The following is a 16,350-nucleotide window of genomic DNA, read 5'->3' as shown; positions in this document are numbered from 1 at the left end:
GATGAGAGAAAACTTTCAAGAAGACCAGAGTAGTGAGTTAATCCAAAAAGCTCAAAAGGCCAAAATAGCTGCTTCCTTATTAGCAAAAACGACGACGGAACAAAAAAATAAAGCCCTTGAAAATATGGCAGAACAGCTAATCATAGAACAAGCATTTATTTTAGCTGAAAACGAAAAAGATATAATAGCTGGAAAAGAAAATGGAATGACCGCTGCTTTACTTGATCGCTTACAATTAAATGAACCGCGTCTACGGGATATGGCAGCTGCTCTCATTCAGTTAACAAAACTGGAAGACCCAATTGGGGAATTGTTAGAGGAATGGGACCGTCCGAACGGACTTATGATCTCACAAATCCGCGTCCCGCTTGGAGTCATTGGCATGATTTATGAGGCTAGGCCTAATGTGACGGTGGATGCATCAAGTCTTTGTTTAAAAACAGGGAATGCGGTATTGCTTCGAGGGAGTTCAACAGCGATCCATTCCAATAAGGCCATTGTAAAGGTTATTCAACATGCTCTTGAATTGAGTGGACTACCTATTGAGTCTGTGCAATTAATTGAAGATACAAGCCGGAAAACTGCATCTGAAATGTTCAAATTGAATCAATATCTCGATGTATTAATCCCACGTGGTGGGGCAAAGCTGATTCAATCGGTTGTCCAAAACGCGACCGTTCCTGTATTGGAAACGGGTGCAGGGAACTGTCACGTATATATTGACGAAACAGCTGATCTGAAAATGGCGATTGATATCGCCATGAATGCCAAGACACAACGTCCATCTGTATGTAATGCATGTGAAACCATTCTAGTTCATCGGAAATGGGCATCCAAGCATTTAATCGATTTATGTACCGCTTTACGTGAGAAAGAAGTGCGTATCCATGGGGATGAAACGTTGCAGCAAGTGGGAGTGGATGTCATTCCTGCGAGCGAGGAAGATTGGGGAACCGAGTATTTAGAGCTAGAATTGGCGTTAAAAGTGGTTGATAACGTTGAGGATGCCATTACTCATATTAATCGGTACGGAACAAAACATTCGGAGGCGATTATTTCTTCTACAATAGAGAATGTAGAGCAATTTTTCATTGAAATTGATGCTGCAGCCGTCTATCACAACGCCTCTACTCGATTTACTGATGGATTTGAATTTGGCTTTGGTGCTGAAATAGGAATCAGTACACAAAAGCTCCATGCTCGTGGACCAATGGGGTTAAAGGCTCTAACATCAACTAAATATATCATTCAGGGAAATGGGCAAATAAAGTAGTCTTTAAGTGTTAGCATCCTTCTTGAACATAAATAGGGCATCCAATAGTCGAAAAATTGACTTATTGGATACCCCTATGTAACAATTTTTCAATTATAGTAACAGAAATAGCATTACATTTCGATTTATGATAGTATTTACAACAGTCTTTTAAAAAGAGGAAGTGAGCTTACGTGATAAAGATAACAATTCCGACACCAAATGTTACCATTACAAAACAAGATAATCCGAAGCTAAGTAATATTTATGGATTTACTGATTTCCATCTAATCCCTAGAGATAAGGGAGGGATTTTTATGTTTTATAACGGCAATGGAGAGTTATTGTTCGTCGGTAAAGCAAGGAAGTTAAGACCAAGAATTAAAAAGCATTTTGAGGATACCGTATCTCCAATCAAAATGCATCGAGATGAAGTAACTAAGATTGAAGTTTGTACAATTGAAAACCCAGTCGATAGAGAAATTTATGAAACATATATTATTAATGAGCTCAAGGCAAAGTACAATGTGGATAAAGTATTTTTTAGGTAAACTCTATTAATAAAAAGCAATAAGTGCAGTCTAGATAGACTGCACTTATTGCTTTTTGATTTCTTCGTTAGCAGTAGAAACTGTAGGAATGTAAGTTACTTTTTGACGAACCTCTGTTTCTTTACCATTCCTTTGGTTCATAGTCTAGTTCTCTAAACAATTGAGTGCGTTCCTTCTTTGACAGGTCTCTCCATTGTCCGGGGGGAAGGGTGCCTAAATGAATGTTCATGATTCGGACTCTTTGCAGTCTGTAAACTTCATAGCCTAACTCTGCACACATACGGCGAATTTGACGATTCAAACCCTGTTTTAAAATGATTTGAAAATCAAACTTTGATAGCTGCCTCACTTCACATGGCAGTGTTGTTGTTCCTAAGATTTTTACTCCCGATGCCATTTTCGTTAAGAAATCAGGCGTGATCGGTTTATCTACTGAAACAATGTATTCTTTTTCATGCTTATTTTCAGCACGCAAAATTTCGTTTACAATATCGCCATCGTTCGTAAGAAGGATTAATCCTTCGGAATCTTTATCCAGTCGCCCAATATTATAAATTCGTAATGGGTGATTGACTAAATCGACAATATTCCCCTTTACATTTTTTTCAGTTGTACTGGTGATGCCAACGGGTTTATTTAAGGCGATATAGACATAATTTCTCGCCATTCGGATAGGATCTCCGCTAACTCGAACATCATCTCCAGGTTCAACTTGGCTACCTATCTTTGCTACTTTTCCATTAATAGTGACTCTTCCTTCACTAATTAATTTGTCTGCACCGCGTCTAGATGTTTTTCCGGATTCACTAATAAATTTATTAATACGCATTCTAATCACAGCCTTAAGTGATAATTGTATGCTTAGAATAACTTAAGTGCTGCCTCATTTACAAGTGCTTTTTATTTTCGCGGAAATCGTTTCAATGTAGACAAAGTATTTTTTAATAAACCCTTTTAACTCAAAGCAAAAGAGATCTCGTCAACAGTAGAAGATGTGGGAATGTTTTTATCATTACTAGGTGCTGCAATGTATGGATGTTTATTTATTTAGACGCAATGATTAATGCTATACTTGGTGGATAGAAAAGGACCTGGAAGGAGCTAAATATCTATGAGGTACATGAAATCACAAATGAAACAGCTGATCAAAAACAATAAAGAATTACAAAAGGGCTTAAAAGAATTAATGGAAAAACACGAACTGGAGAAAAACTTTGCCCTTAAAGCTTTGTACCATTCTGAAGTTGCTGATGGCGGAAAGTATCAGTTAGCCTACCAAGCACTTGACGCGCCTAAAGAGTAGGCAATATTTTTGAAACTATAGTTTGTTGATAAAAAAGTGAACATAAAAAATTAAAAATGCGCGTCGAAATTTTCTTCTATTAAAGGTCAGGAGCGGGAAGCCTTTCCCGCTTTTACAAAAAATCAAGTAGATGGACGGAAGACATTTTTGATTCAATATGGAGCTAGAAATCTCATTTTGTCTATGTTTTACTAATTCTTAGATGGAAAGCGGATCGTCACCGTTGTTTCTTCACCTGGGCTACCTTATTGCCCTATTCACTCCTCATTTTATAATCCTCTTGTAAAACCCTGTAATTCATCACTCGATTTGAGTATATCAAAGCGAAATAGACCTCATATTAGGCATGAGAATAGTCATTTGAACAATTGAACATATTAAGGGGAGAAGAATTTTTTAGAAATTATTACTGATCAGTGAGGAACCATCTATGAGCGAAGAATTACGAATGAATCAGGAATCGACAATGAGTAAAATTGCTAAGGTCACTATTATCTTTTGGATAATGAAGATTTCTGCTACGACACTAGGTGAAACAGCAGGTGACTTATTGTCAATGACATTGGGATTTGGGTATGCAATGAGTGCCATCATATTTTTGGTCATTTTTTTGATTACACTTATAGGGCAACTATCGGTAACAAAGTATATCCCCGTTCTTTATTGGAGTGTTATTCTTTCAACAAGTATTGCTGGTACAGCAATTTCCGATTTTATGGATCGTACTTTAGCCTTAGGTTATATGAAAGGATCCCTGATATTAGTTGTCATACTCCTGGCAATATTTGCTTATTGGTATTTTAGTGAGAAATCGTTAAATATCAATAATATTAAAACACGTAAAGTCGAAATACTTTATTGGATTGCCATCTTATTCTCTAATACTTTGGGTACAGCGCTAGGTGATTTTTTGGCTGATACTTCAGGTCTTGGCTATATAGGTGGGGCCGTATTAATAGGAAGTTTATTAGCGATTATCGTTCTTGCCTTTTATTTTACGAAAGTTTCTCGTGTATTTTTATTCTGGGTTGCGTTTGTCTTAACTCGTCCTTTTGGAGCAACCTTTGGAGACCTACTAACAAAACCGTATGAAAAAGGTGGCTTTAACTTAGGTACGATTGGTTCTTCAATCGTTTTAGCAGCAATTCTTGTGATTTTCATTGTTTACGATGCGATGAAAAATAAAAAACAACCATCCCATTAGATTAAGAAATATATCTACTGTCAATTGGGGTTCCCATAAGCAATGTTTTATTCATTCTACCGTTGAATGATTTGAACAAATCATGTTGATAACGGCACCAATCACATTTAGTTAGACCAGGATCATGATGAGTTTATGCTCTTCACATTGTGTGTGGGCATTTTTTTTATTTATTTCCCTTATCAAACGCGCTTAATAGTACTATAATTATTAGCGTTTTTTAAATAATCCCCACTAAAGAGTAAATAACTATTATTCGACTTAAAATATGATAAAAGAAAGGTGGAGTCTTTTATGCACTCAATTAATAAAATTGGTAAAAGTTTTTGGTATATCACCCCAATATCGGAGACTGACCGGCCCATTCTTGGGATGGTAGTTGGCAACAACAAGACATTAATGATTGATGCGGGCAACTCAGAAGCCCATACTAATTATTTTCTGAAAGAACTTTCAAAAAGAGAGGTCCCAAATCCTGATATTGTTGTTCTGACACATTGGCATTGGGATCATATCTTTGGTCTTCCAGCGTTGCCTCATACTGTTTCTATTGCTTCCAAAGAAACGAAAAAGGAAATGGAGAAGCTCATTCCGCTTTCATGGTCAGATGAGGCAATAGATGCACGGGTAAAAGAAGGAACGGAAATTGAATTTTGTGCGAAAGCGATTAAGAATGAATTTACGGACCATCGGGATATCAAGATTGTCTTGCCGGATGTAACGATTGAAAAACGAGTGGAAATTGATCTTGGCGGGGTAACCTGTATCGTACAACACGTTGGCGGGGATCATGCTCCTGACTCAAGTATCGTGTATATCCAAGAAGATAAGATTCTTTTCCTAGGGGACTGCATTTATCCTGATATTTTTTCCAAAAAAGAAAACTATACAATCAACACAACACTGCAGCTATTAGATGAATTAGAAGCATTTGATGCAGATACATATATCCCTTCGCATCAAAAGCCGATTTCAAAAGAGGAATTTAAGCAGGAAGTTGCTAAGCTTAGAACGATTGCGAAATATACAGATATTTGTAGCGGCGATCAACAAAGAATCATTGAGGAATATGAAAAACACGTAAAAAGGGAACTGACAGAAGATGAAAGGGAAACAATCACCAACTTTGTAAATGGATTTAACGTATAAATATACTCCATCTCTTATCGTTTTAGAATATGCGAATCGATAATCTTAGAAAAATAAGTCAAATGGACTAAAGTAAGCGGTGATGTTCATCGGGCCCTTTGTTCCGCTTTTTTCCAAACTATTTAAAGAGAAAACTGTTACATTCGATTTGCCTGTGGAGAAATAGCTGAAGATTATATAATCCGGTTCAAAATGACAAGTTCATTTTGGGCCGATTTAGTTGCTTAGATGGTGTAGTTTCGAAGAATTCAATTAAATGGAATCATGTAATCTATTTTAGGAAGACACCACATTCTAGAAGCTCTAATTTACTCAGCAGAAAAAAACAGCATCAGAATGATAAAAACTATTTGAATTGCTAGAAATCTATATTAAAATGATTCTATCAACGGGAGAGAAGGATCTTTAATGTGGATTGTAGCAGCCGTTCTGACGATGTTTTGCTTTGGAATCAATAATATGATTATTAAGATCACGTCAGGCAAAGGACTATCAAAGGTGCATATGCAGTTTTTCTTTTATCTGATTGCGTTTTTCTTAATGTTTGGCTATGGAACCGTCGTAGGGTTTGCCGCATTTAATGGATTAACCATCGTACTAGGTGCGGGTATAGGAATATTGAATGCAAATGGGAATATTCAAATGTCTAAGGCATTTGAGAAAGGACCAGCGAGTTTAACATCGCCGCTTATTAGTACAAATACGGTGATTCCCATACTAAGTGCAGCGCTTATTTTTCAAGAGCACATTACACTCATTCAGTGGATGGGTATTATTGTCATGCTTGCTTCTGCAATGGTCATCCAATATGTACCGGGGAGTGGCGTTAAAATGGATTATAAGCCGTGGATGTATCGTGTTTTATTATCAGTTGGATCGTTCGGTGTACTCGGGGTACTTATGAAGACGTCTTCGCATTTACATATTGATTCCATCAATACGCTTGTTTGTATGTATGGTGGCGGTGCGGCTTATTTACTAATTAATAGCTTTATTATGAAGGAAAAATGGCAGCGTACAGAGTTTAAATTGGGTGCCATGGTTGGATGTATTAGTGTCGTCGGTTATAGCTGCTATTTTTTTGCACTTAACACTGGAGTAGCCAGTATTGTATTCCCAATCGTTAGTTTAAGTTGTCTAGTTGTCGTTCTCAGTAGCTGTTGGCTATATAAAGAAAGGCTTAAAATGTATCAGGTCATCGGGGTTATTTCCGCATTAATCGGGATTGTACTGACAAAAATTTAACAGACGTATAAAAATTAATCAGGGCGTAGGCACTGATTTTTTTTATGATTTTTTCTAATTATCTATGATTTTCAAAAACTTTATTGTATTAATATACATTCCAGGTTATAATTATAATAACTATTGTCATAACAGGGAGAGAGTGCTATGAGTAAAAAAAATATTATTATTATCGGTGCGGCAGGAAGGGATTTCCACAATTTTAATACGTATTATCGCGATAATGAAGCATATAATGTTGTTGCTTTTACAGCAACACAAATTCCAGATATCGATGGACGTAAATATCCAAGTGAATTAGCGGGCGAACTATATCCAGAAGGGATTCCTATTTATTCGCAAGATCAATTACCAGAGCTGATTAAAGACTTGCAAGTGGATGAATGTGTTTTTGCCTATAGTGATGTTAGTTATGAAGATGTGATGGGTGTGGGTGCAATCGTCAATGCAGCTGGTGCGAACTTTACATTGTTAGGTCCAAAAGGCACGATGTTAAAAAGCAATAAGCCTGTCATCTCTGTTTGCGCTGTAAGAACGGGAACAGGAAAAAGCCAAACATCGCGTAAAATTATCGAAACGTTGCTTGAGCACGATTTGAAAGTCATTGCAGTGAGACATCCAATGCCTTACGGCGATTTAAATGCACAGCGTGTTCAGCGCTTTGCGACAGTTGAGGATTTAAAGGCGCATAATTGTACAATCGAAGAAATGGAAGAATATGAACCACATGTGGCACGTGGAAATATTGTCTATGCTGGCGTGGATTATGCTGATATTTTGGCAGCGGCTGAAAATGATCCAGATGGCTGTGACGTAATTTTATGGGACGGGGGAAATAATGATTTCTCTTTCTTCGAGCCTGATTTAGCTGTAACTGTCCTAGACCCGCATCGCCCAGGTCATGAGCTGAAATACTATCCTGGCGAAGTATGCTTACGAACGACAGATGTGGCTATCATTAACAAAGTGGATAGTGCTGCAGAGGAAGCTGTTCAAATCGTAGAAAATAATATTAAATTCGCCAATCCAAATAGCACGATTATTAAAGCGGAATCAACGATTACAGTTGATCAACCGGAAAGTATTGTTGGAAAGCGTGTGTTAGTTGTTGAAGATGGTCCGACTTTGACACATGGAGAGATGAAACTTGGCGCAGGTACAGTTGCAGCTGAACGTTTGGGTGTAAAGGAAATCGTTGACCCACGACCATTTGCGGTAGGTACGCTCGCTGAGACGTTTAACAAGTATAAGCATGTTGAAAACGTCTTGCCTGCGATGGGATACGGCGAACAGCAACTGAAAGATCTTGAAGAAACGATTAATAAGGCTGACTGTGATGCAGTGATTATTGGGACACCAATCGATTTATCACGCGTCATTTCGATCAATAAGCCATGTACACGTGTACACTATGATTTAAATGAAATCGGCAGTCCAAATTTAAGCGATATTTTAAAAGATTTTATCCAAAAACATCAGCTCGAAAAACATCCGATGAACTAAATACAATTAGATATAGACTAGCGACACATCAGCTGTTGCTAGTCTTTTAGTTTTTTGCGTAAATGATAGTTACCTAATTTTGCGGGTATTTTTCGATGAGCGCGTTGCTTAACTTCCATATCTGTTCAACAGTTTGAGGATTGGTTGCGTATTGAGGATAGCTGCAAGCAAAATGCGCTCTATGAACCGTTCATGGTGCACGTTTTCGATGGTGCTCAAGGAAAATGCGCTCTATGAACCATTCATGGTGCACGTTTTCGATGGTGCTCAAGGAAAATGCGCTCTATGAACCATTCATGGTGCACGTTTTCGATGATGCTCAATCAAAATGCGTTCTATGAACCGTTCATGGTGCACGTTTTCGGTGGTGGTTAAGCAAAACGTGATCTATGAACCATTCATGGTGCACGTTTTCGATGGTGCTCAATCAAAACGCACTCTATGAACCGTTCATGCTGCACGTTTTCGATGGTGCTCAATCAAAATGCATTCTATGAACCGTTCATGGTGCCCGTTTTCGATGGTGCTCAAGGAAAATGCGTTCTATGAACCATTCATGGTGCACGTTTTCGAAGGTGTTCAATCAAAATGCGCTCTATGAACCATTCATGGTGCACGTTTTCGGTGGTGCTCAATCAAAATGCGTTCTATGAACCGTTCATGTTGCACGTTTTCGATGATGTTCAATCAAAATGCGCTCTATGAACCATTCATGGTGCACGTTTTCGATGATGTTCAATCAAAATGCGCTCTATGAACCGTTTATGTTGCACGTTTTCGGTGATGTTCAAGTAAAATGCGCTCTATGAACCATTCATGGTGCACGTTTTTGATGATGTTTAATCAAAATGCACTCTATGAACCGTTCATGGTGCACGTTTTCGATGGTGCTCAATCAAAATGCGTTCTATGAACCGTTCATGGTGCACGTTTTCGATGATGTTCAATCAAAATGCGTTCTATGAAGCCTCAGCCTCATGCCTCCGTAGCGTTATCTCTATACAAGACTAGCGCTATGTTTAATCCTTTTTTAATCGAGCTGCCAGACGGTTTCCGGCTGATTGAAGCCCTTGGACAAGGATAATTAAAAGGATCACCGTAATATACATGACATCCACTTCATAGCGAAGATGTCCATAACGATAGGCGAGGTCGCCAAGCCCTCCTCCGCCAACTAATCCAGCCATAGCGGTTGCGCCAATTAATCCGATGGTAGCAATGGTTAATCCGAGAACAATGGATGAACGGGACTCTCTCACCAGAACATGCCAAATGATATGTCTTGTTTTAATTCCCATTGCTTCATATGCTTCGATGACACCACGATCCACTTCTAATAAAGCCGTTTCCATTAATCTTGCAATATAAGGAGCTGTGTACACAACTAATGGAACAATCACGCCTTTCACACCGATTGATGTGCCGACTATCAACTTTGTAAAAGGGAGTATAAAGAACAATAAAATAATGAATGGAACGGAACGAACAATATTAATAATGACATTTAATATTTGATAAATATATTTATTGCCTAAAGCTTTTCCCGGACGAGTTAGGACAAGCAAAATCCCTAGCGGTAATCCGATTAATATAGAAAAAGCTAGAGAAATCCCAACCATTTGAAATGTTTGGAGTGTAGATTCCCAAAGGTCACTGCCCCAAAGCTCAAGAAACTCGTTGATTTTTTCCTTCATCGATATCCACTCCTTCTACCAGCACCTGTTGTTGTTTTAAGAATGATACAGCTTTTTGAATTTCCGTGAAATCCCCTTTTAAATGAATCAAAAGCTGACCAAATGATTCGTCTTTTAATTGGGTAATACTGCCCGATAGGATGTTTGGATAAACATCAAACTTCTTGCTTACTAAGGCAAGAGCAGGTTCTCCTGATGCTTTTCCAAAGAAGGATAGGGACACAACATGCCCTGTTTCTTTTAAGGTTGAAAGGATTTCATCAGGAAGATTATGTGAAAATAGACTATTAACAAATCGCTTCGTCGTAGCATGCTTTGGAGATGTGAAAATATCTTTAGTTTTTCCTTCTTCAATCACTTCACCGTTTTCCATGACGGCTACACGGTCACAAATTTTTTGAATGACATTCATTTCATGGGTAATGAGTAAAATCGTAATGCCCAGTTCGCGATTTATTTTTAATAATAATTCAAGAATCGCTTCGGTTGTATCGGGATCCAAAGCACTTGTAGCCTCGTCGCTTAGCAAGATCTCTGGTTCATGAGCGAGCGCACGCGCAATCGCCACTCTTTGCTTTTGTCCTCCCGATAGCTCAGAAGGGTAGGAGTGATGCTTGTTCTCAAGTCCTACGATCTTCAAATATCTCGTTACTTTCTCTTCCACTTCCTGTTTACTTAAACCTGTTAATTTTAGTGGGAGGGCAATGTTTTCATATACTGTAGCTGTTTTTAATAAATTAAAACCCTGGAAGATCATTCCGATTTTTCCTCGAGCTACACGAAGTTTTCCGGGCGATAACTTTGTCAAATCCACATTATTAACAATGACCGATCCCGAATCAGGCTTTTCTAATAAGTTTACACAACGTATGAGCGTGCTTTTACCGGCACCGCTATAGCCAATTACGCCATATATTTCTCCTTTTTTTACCGAAATGGAAACATTTTTTAATGCGTGAATCGACCCTTTTTTTCCTGTAAAGCTTTTCGAGATTCCTACGAGTTCAATCATTTGCAGTAAGCTCCTTTCGTTAAGAGGATGTTCAAAAAGTCCGGGAAAAATAGCTGTCGAATTTCGGCGTCAGCTTGCTTCTCCGCTCCTCACGTATTAAAAGCATACGTTCCGGTGCTCGAAGCTACGCTTCCTTGAACTTCTCGGCTCTTTTTGTCCTCCTTTTTGAACTCCTAATTTAAGCTAAATCAGCATGAAGTGGAGCGACTTCTAATAAATCGCTCCACTTTTAGGTGTTAGTTTATTACCAAGACGGGATAATCGAACCTTCGAATATTTCTTCAATATAGCTCTTAACTTCTACTGAATGGTATAAATCTAAAAATTTCTGAATGACTTCATCATCTTTATTTTCCGTTCTGACAGCCACAAGATTAACAAAAGGTGAATCCTTTGATTCTATAAAAATAGCATCCTTTGAAGGCGTGAATCCTGCTTCCATGGCAAAGTTTGTGTTAATGGCTGCTGCGTCAAGCTCTTCCAGCTGGCGAGCAATTTGTGCTGAATCGAGCTCTATGAATTTGTAATTATGGCTGTTTTCAACAATATCTCTCACTGTTGAATTAAGACCATTACCTTCTTTTAATTTAAGTAATCCAGCTTTTTCGAACAATAGAAGAGCACGTCCACTATTTGTTGGGTCGCTTGGTAAACCAATTTTAGCGCCATCTTTCAGATCTTTAATATCTTTAACCGTTAATGAGTAAATGCCCATTGGAAAAGTAACGGTTTCTCCCACTTTTATAAGGTCTAGATTTCGGTCCTTCTTCATAGCATCAAAGAAAGGCTCTGTTTGGAAACTGTTCATGTCAATCTCTTTTTCATCTAAAGCAACGTTAGGCATGACATAGTCTGTGAATACTTTTATCTCAATGTCTAATCCTTCTTTTGCTGCGAGTTCCTTTACTTTTTCTGTTATTTTCTCATGTGGTCCTGCTGTGACTCCAACTACTAATTTACCATCACTAAGTAAACCTTTTTCTTCTTCTGTCTTAGACACACTTGAATCATTCCTTCCGCAAGCTGAAAGGATCGAAATAAGTAATACAGCTGCACTAGCTAATAACCATTTTTTCATGTGAATTTCCTCTTTTCTTGATGATATTTTTATTGTTGTTTAACATTCATTAGCTATTGAACTTATTTTTTCTACCTTATGAATGGCAGCCTTGATCTTATAGAGAACAGAATTACCTTCATAAAGCATCCTCCTCTCAATTTTCATAGCAATAAAAAAAGCCTCTCCTAAAGAGAGGCATAGATATACTTGAATAAGTATTACCTCTCTTATCTATCAAAATACAAAGTATTTTGCAGGATTTAGCACCTGTTCATATTTAAAAGAAATATGAATGGTTGCCGGGCTTCGTAGGGCCAGTCCCTCTGCCTCTCTTAATAAGAGAATTTCTATTAAAATTAATATTCTGATAGTAACCTTATCTGAATAGTAAGTCAAGCGCTCTTATTTATTTTTTTCAGAATTCCGAAAAAACCATCCCTTATACCTAAATATTGACAAAGATCCATATCTTCCATAGCATGGTATTAATTCTAAAACAGTAAACTACTTATATGAAAGGATGTTTGTGAAAATGGAGCAACGGATGAAGGCAAATCTCTCCCATAAAGACCAAGCGGTGTCGTTCCTGCAACTTGTAGCATCGGGAAAAGTAGAAGAAGCATACCAAAAATACATAGGCCCGGGCTTTTGCCATCACAATCCCTATTTCCGTGGCGATGCAGATTCGCTCATGCTCGCGATGAAAGAGAGTGCAGTCCAGAATCCTAACAAGACCCTTGAGGTTAAACATGCGATCGAAGAGGGAGAGATGGTTACGGTTCACTCCCATGTGAGACAGAATCCTGAGGACCTTGGAGGAGCCGTGGTCCATATCTTTCGATTCCAGGATAATCAAATTGTTGAATTATGGGATATAGGTCAACCTATACCAGAGAATTCCCCTAACGAGAATGGCATGTTTTAATGTAACAAATGAGATTGACTAACTTCTAGGATACGCTTTCTATCGTTCCGGAGGCTGAACAATGCGAAAACCGAAAAGCAATTTTGAACGTTTCTAAATCCTTCTAATACCTGTTTAGTCCCATATATAAAAGAAACCTAGCGCAATTGTCCAATCCTAGCGCTAGGTTTTTTAATCCATTATATTGAAGAATTATTTAACAAGTTTTAAGCAAAAATTATTACGAAAGCATCCATAAAAATTACCCCTTAATCTGACTCCTAACCCTTAAAAGACTACCTCCAAGTTCATTCAACGCAATCGCTGCTAGTATAATCGCAGTACCTAACCACTGTAGCGGCGTGACCGCTTCTGACAAAATAATGCTTGCTGATAGGATGGCGATCGGTAATTCAATGGATGTTAATATATTGGCCACTCCGCCTGAAATTAAAGGGGAACCTACAGCGAAAAATAGTGGGGGAAGGACGGCTCCGAATAATGAAACACCAATGGCAGACGTTAATAAGTTTGCCTCTAATGGCAGGACAGATGGAATGTCACGCATAAATACGATTAGTACTAAAATGGTTGATCCAGTTGCCATCAAAGAGGTCCGCGTCCATGGATCGACATTTACAGCGACCTTTCCACTGAAAAAAATAAATCCGGCATAAGTGAATGCGGATAAAATCCCAAAAAGGAAACCTTTAAAAGGCAAGCCCTGTATATTGCCAATTAATATATTTGAAGCAAAAAAGACTCCAATCAAAATGAAAATGATGGACAAAACAGTTACAGGGGCTGGTTTTATTTTGCTAAAAATCCACTCTAACATAATTCCGATCCAAACGAATTGAAACATTAAAATGATGGCCAAAGAGGCAGGTAAATATTGCATCGCACCGTAATAAAAAATACTTGTTAATCCGATAAAACAGCCGGTGATCATAATTTGAGGAATGTTCTTTTTCGTAAGCCCTTTAAAACTAGAGCGTTTCATTAGAGTGAAAGACCATAATAAAAATGATGAAATGATCATTTGAACGATATTAATTTGGCCAAGTGAGTAGCCGTAGCCGAACCCTAATTTAGCAAATATCGGTGTAAAACCAAAACATCCAGCACCTAGTAATACAAATAAAATCCCTTTATTTAATTTCATTTATTAAACCTCCCTCGGTGCTCAAAACTAACTATACTATAATATCATAAATAGGAGATTGGTCATCTTTGTCTGCAAAGATGTTGTTAGTTAATAAAAACTTATAGTAAAAGGCTTTTAATCCTTGAATAATTTGTTATATTTTGAATAGAGTTGCAAACAAAATATATTAGAGAACGAGTTTCTTACATATATTTAAAAGGGGGTGAAAAAGTGCTCATTCAAAAACCAATAAATTCGTTGAACATTACACAGTTTTTATCGGCTTTTGCTGATAGTGTCATTATCATTATTATTGCTTTTATGTTGAAGGAATCGCTTGGAACGAACGATGATCATAATCCTTATATTTTTCTAGTAGAAACATTTTTCTTGTTTTCCTATGTATTATTTGCCCCATTTGTAGGTACGTTTGCTGATCGAAATGCGAAATCGAAGGTACTTTTTACAGGAAATACGGTGAAGGTCATTGGGATCTTATTGTTAATTTTGGGGTTCAATTCCGCATTAAGCTATGGGGTCATCGGTCTTGGAGCGGCAATCTATGGCCCTGCGAAATATGGTATTTTAAAAGAATTAACAAAAGGGAATAAAGAACTACTAGATGCGAATGGAAAGTTAGAAGGTTTCACGATTTTGGCCATTATTTTAGGGACGGTTGTTGGCGGGATTTTATCTTCTTATTCCGGATTTGGAAAATTCTTTTGTTTAGGCATCTATATTTTATCTGTTTTATTGGCATTAAAAATTCCTGCCAAAGAGGGGAACAAGCAATTAAATTATCAAAAGGAAGCATTGCAATTTTTTCAAGATGTAAAATTTGCTTTTCAAAATCCTCGGCTAAGTTTTACCCTTGTCGGGGGTGGTGCCTTCTGGATGATCTCTGTTGTTATAAAAAATGCCTTGTTTCTTTGGATCCCGCTGCACCTTGGGATTAAAAGCGGTTTTCCTCTATCTTTAATTATTGGTATGACTGCAATCGGGATTGTCATTGGCTCATTATTAGCGAAAAAATATACATCGATTGAGAAGTTTTATCGAGCAAATATATATGGTTTTGTTGTAGCCGGGCTAGCGATTATTTTCCCGCTTATTTACGGTCACCATGTAGTTGCGCAAATTTTCGTCTGTATACTATTGCTCGGTCTAGGAATATTCGCTGGTTTATTCATTATTCCATTGAACGCTACGCTTCAAGAAGAAGGTAGTGGAACGCTTGGGGTTGGTAAAACAATCGCCGTTCAAAACTTTGTCAATAATACGATGATGCTATTTGGCACGTACACTGTCTATCTTCTTAACACTCGATATGGCTTTTCTGTAACAACTTCGCTTGTTACCTTTGGTTTTATTTATTTCTTATTAATTATTCTTTTAAGTTATCAATCTAAAAAGTTTAAATAAAAATGGCCTGGAGGACAATTTCCTTCGGGCCATTTTTTGTACTTTTTTTAGAATTGGTTTTATTGTAATTGTGTAATATCATGAAGGAGGAGAGTGCCCTAATGGGTACTCTCCTTGTTTATTTTGATTCAAATGTGGATCTAAGCATAGGAAGAGCTATTATTTGGTATTTTTTATTGCTAGTCCACTAAATGAAATCGGTCCAACAACGTTTGCCTGAGTGTTAGGTGTAATATTCTCAACGGTAAGCTGATAGAAGTTGGCGCCAGCATTTACATTGAAATCAATGGCTTGGAATGTAAAGTTGTAATTTATTTCTGAACCAGCTGATTCTACTCCAGTTTGAGTATTAAAGATTTCTCTCCCATTGCGAAAGATTCTAAATACTACTTGGGAAATATTTGTAATTCCTTCCACACCCACGGTTGAAACTAGCTCAACTTTATTATTTCTTGAAGCATTGGCCGGGATGTTTAATCGAATCGAGGCCAAAATAACTCTAAATGGAGCCTGTGGAATGATAAAACCTTTCGCTGGATTAAACATGCTTAGAGGCTCAGTTGCTTGATAATCAAGAACTTGTACCATATTATCATCTCCTTTTGTGTGTTGCTCTAAGATATGTGTTATTTCAGAGTTTGATTGTGCAGTAAACCAAGGGGTGCTATTTTAGTTAATTCAACTAAGTAATTTACAACAGTTCCACTGATAGAGGCAGCAGGTTCCCTTTATTGTGCCTACGGACGGAATTACCACTTTTATACCACCTTTTAAATAACTTATAATTATCATATAATAGAGATATATGAATCTATAATTAATTGTGTTATACTATTATTAAATGTGATATACTCATTGGAAATGTGATACACTGTGATACGTTTATTATTGATACAGAAAAGGT

At 37.5% G+C, this 16,350-nt stretch carries 15 protein-coding genes and 1 riboswitch; of the genes, 9 read left to right on the top strand and 6 right to left on the bottom strand.

Going from position 1 to position 16,350, the window contains the following annotated elements:
- Nucleotide 1: 1 nt before the first annotated feature.
- Both F7731_RS19400 and F7731_RS19395 read left to right on the top strand, forming a co-directional pair.
- Nucleotides 2-1,273, top strand: a complete 1,272-nt coding sequence (locus tag F7731_RS19400; protein WP_151536450.1) for a glutamate-5-semialdehyde dehydrogenase — start codon at nucleotides 2-4, stop codon at nucleotides 1,271-1,273.
- 173 nt (nucleotides 1,274-1,446) lie between these two features.
- Nucleotides 1,447-1,803, top strand: coding sequence for a nucleotide excision repair endonuclease (locus F7731_RS19395; RefSeq protein WP_151536449.1), 357 nt, complete (start codon nucleotides 1,447-1,449; stop codon nucleotides 1,801-1,803).
- Between the two features lie 121 nt (nucleotides 1,804-1,924).
- Here the strand turns inward: F7731_RS19395 and rluF are convergent, their stop codons facing one another.
- A complete protein-coding gene (gene rluF / locus F7731_RS19390) occupies nucleotides 1,925-2,632 on the bottom strand; it encodes a 23S rRNA pseudouridine(2604) synthase RluF (protein WP_151536448.1) in 708 nt (235 codons plus the stop codon).
- A gap of 282 nt (nucleotides 2,633-2,914) precedes the next feature.
- Between rluF and F7731_RS19385 the strand changes: the two genes are divergently transcribed.
- The 5 genes from F7731_RS19385 (at nucleotide 2,915) to F7731_RS19365 (ending at nucleotide 8,207) form a co-directional block, all read left to right on the top strand.
- The gene (locus F7731_RS19385) at nucleotides 2,915-3,106 is read left to right on the top strand and encodes a hypothetical protein (RefSeq protein WP_151536447.1); all 192 of its coding nucleotides are present in this window, start codon (nucleotides 2,915-2,917) and stop codon (nucleotides 3,104-3,106) included.
- Nucleotides 3,107-3,536: 430 nt separating this feature from the next.
- Nucleotides 3,537-4,310: a COG4705 family protein gene (locus F7731_RS19380; RefSeq protein WP_246197329.1), complete on the top strand. Its 774-nt coding sequence runs from the start codon at nucleotides 3,537-3,539 to the stop codon at nucleotides 4,308-4,310.
- Nucleotides 4,311-4,604: 294 nt separating this feature from the next.
- Nucleotides 4,605-5,459, top strand: a complete 855-nt coding sequence (locus tag F7731_RS19375; RefSeq protein WP_151536446.1) for an MBL fold metallo-hydrolase — start codon at nucleotides 4,605-4,607, stop codon at nucleotides 5,457-5,459.
- A 408-nt stretch (nucleotides 5,460-5,867) separates the two neighbouring features.
- Entirely contained in the window at nucleotides 5,868-6,704 is an 837-nt protein-coding gene (locus F7731_RS19370) for a DMT family transporter (RefSeq protein WP_151536445.1), read from the top strand.
- Nucleotides 6,705-6,851: 147 nt separating this feature from the next.
- On the top strand, nucleotides 6,852-8,207 hold the full coding sequence (locus F7731_RS19365; protein WP_151536444.1) for a cyclic 2,3-diphosphoglycerate synthase: 1,356 nt from the start codon (nucleotides 6,852-6,854) through the stop codon (nucleotides 8,205-8,207).
- Between the two features lie 1,019 nt (nucleotides 8,208-9,226).
- On the opposite strand, the gene F7731_RS19360 is transcribed toward F7731_RS19365, so the two are convergent.
- The 3 genes from F7731_RS19360 to F7731_RS19350 all read right to left on the bottom strand — a co-directional run bounded on the left by F7731_RS19360 (nucleotide 9,227) and on the right by F7731_RS19350 (nucleotide 11,991).
- Nucleotides 9,227-9,901, bottom strand: a complete 675-nt coding sequence (locus tag F7731_RS19360; protein ID WP_151536443.1) for a methionine ABC transporter permease — start codon at nucleotides 9,899-9,901, stop codon at nucleotides 9,227-9,229.
- On the bottom strand, nucleotides 9,873-10,913 hold the full coding sequence (locus F7731_RS19355) for a methionine ABC transporter ATP-binding protein (protein WP_151536442.1): 1,041 nt from the start codon (nucleotides 10,911-10,913) through the stop codon (nucleotides 9,873-9,875). Before F7731_RS19355 ends, F7731_RS19360 begins: the two co-directional genes overlap by 29 nt.
- A 244-nt stretch (nucleotides 10,914-11,157) precedes the next feature.
- Complete coding sequence (locus tag F7731_RS19350) at nucleotides 11,158-11,991, bottom strand: MetQ/NlpA family ABC transporter substrate-binding protein (protein ID WP_151536441.1); 834 nt, start codon at nucleotides 11,989-11,991, stop codon at nucleotides 11,158-11,160.
- A 206-nt stretch (nucleotides 11,992-12,197) separates the two neighbouring features.
- Nucleotides 12,198-12,315, bottom strand: a riboswitch (SAM riboswitch).
- 190 nt (nucleotides 12,316-12,505) lie between these two features.
- Here F7731_RS19350 and F7731_RS19345 point away from each other — a divergent pair.
- Nucleotides 12,506-12,898: a nuclear transport factor 2 family protein gene (locus F7731_RS19345; protein WP_425482026.1), complete on the top strand. Its 393-nt coding sequence runs from the start codon at nucleotides 12,506-12,508 to the stop codon at nucleotides 12,896-12,898.
- A gap of 241 nt (nucleotides 12,899-13,139) precedes the next feature.
- On the opposite strand, the gene F7731_RS19340 is transcribed toward F7731_RS19345, so the two are convergent.
- Entirely contained in the window at nucleotides 13,140-14,042 is a 903-nt protein-coding gene (locus tag F7731_RS19340; protein ID WP_151536440.1) for an EamA family transporter, read from the bottom strand.
- A gap of 213 nt (nucleotides 14,043-14,255) precedes the next feature.
- On the opposite strand from F7731_RS19340, the gene lplT reads away from it, so the two are divergent.
- Nucleotides 14,256-15,446, top strand: coding sequence for a lysophospholipid transporter LplT (lplT, locus tag F7731_RS19335; protein WP_170289753.1), 1,191 nt, complete (start codon nucleotides 14,256-14,258; stop codon nucleotides 15,444-15,446).
- 159 nt (nucleotides 15,447-15,605) lie between these two features.
- Here the strand turns inward: lplT and F7731_RS19330 are convergent, their stop codons facing one another.
- Nucleotides 15,606-16,034, bottom strand: coding sequence for an exosporium protein C (locus F7731_RS19330; protein WP_151536438.1), 429 nt, complete (start codon nucleotides 16,032-16,034; stop codon nucleotides 15,606-15,608).
- Between the last annotated feature and the right edge of the window lie 316 nt (nucleotides 16,035-16,350).

Origin of the sequence: Cytobacillus depressus (assembly GCF_008923245.1) — a bacterium.
In the GTDB taxonomy this organism is placed as follows: domain Bacteria; phylum Bacillota; class Bacilli; order Bacillales; family Cytobacillaceae; genus Cytobacillus; species Cytobacillus depressus.
Note: the sequence above shows the minus strand (reverse complement) of the source record. Positions and strands in the feature narration are given on the sequence as shown.

What these genes read in the sequence shown, in the direction of transcription:
- F7731_RS19400 (WP_151536450.1), top strand. Translation starts at nt 2, where the DNA reads ATGAGAGAAAACTTTCAAGAAGACCAGAGTAGTGAGTTAATCCAAAAA.
- rluF (WP_151536448.1), bottom strand. Translation starts at nt 2,632, where the DNA reads ATGCGTATTAATAAATTTATTAGTGAATCCGGAAAAACATCTAGACGC.
- F7731_RS19385 (WP_151536447.1), top strand. Translation starts at nt 2,915, where the DNA reads ATGAGGTACATGAAATCACAAATGAAACAGCTGATCAAAAACAATAAA.
- F7731_RS19380 (WP_246197329.1), top strand. Translation starts at nt 3,537, where the DNA reads ATGAGCGAAGAATTACGAATGAATCAGGAATCGACAATGAGTAAAATT.
- F7731_RS19375 (WP_151536446.1), top strand. Translation starts at nt 4,605, where the DNA reads ATGCACTCAATTAATAAAATTGGTAAAAGTTTTTGGTATATCACCCCA.
- F7731_RS19370 (WP_151536445.1), top strand. Translation starts at nt 5,868, where the DNA reads ATGTGGATTGTAGCAGCCGTTCTGACGATGTTTTGCTTTGGAATCAAT.
- F7731_RS19365 (WP_151536444.1), top strand. Translation starts at nt 6,852, where the DNA reads ATGAGTAAAAAAAATATTATTATTATCGGTGCGGCAGGAAGGGATTTC.
- F7731_RS19360 (WP_151536443.1), bottom strand. Translation starts at nt 9,901, where the DNA reads ATGAAGGAAAAAATCAACGAGTTTCTTGAGCTTTGGGGCAGTGACCTT.
- F7731_RS19355 (WP_151536442.1), bottom strand. Translation starts at nt 10,913, where the DNA reads ATGATTGAACTCGTAGGAATCTCGAAAAGCTTTACAGGAAAAAAAGGG.
- F7731_RS19350 (WP_151536441.1), bottom strand. Translation starts at nt 11,991, where the DNA reads ATGAAAAAATGGTTATTAGCTAGTGCAGCTGTATTACTTATTTCGATC.
- F7731_RS19345 (WP_425482026.1), top strand. Translation starts at nt 12,506, where the DNA reads ATGGAGCAACGGATGAAGGCAAATCTCTCCCATAAAGACCAAGCGGTG.
- F7731_RS19340 (WP_151536440.1), bottom strand. Translation starts at nt 14,042, where the DNA reads ATGAAATTAAATAAAGGGATTTTATTTGTATTACTAGGTGCTGGATGT.
- F7731_RS19330 (WP_151536438.1), bottom strand. Translation starts at nt 16,034, where the DNA reads ATGGTACAAGTTCTTGATTATCAAGCAACTGAGCCTCTAAGCATGTTT.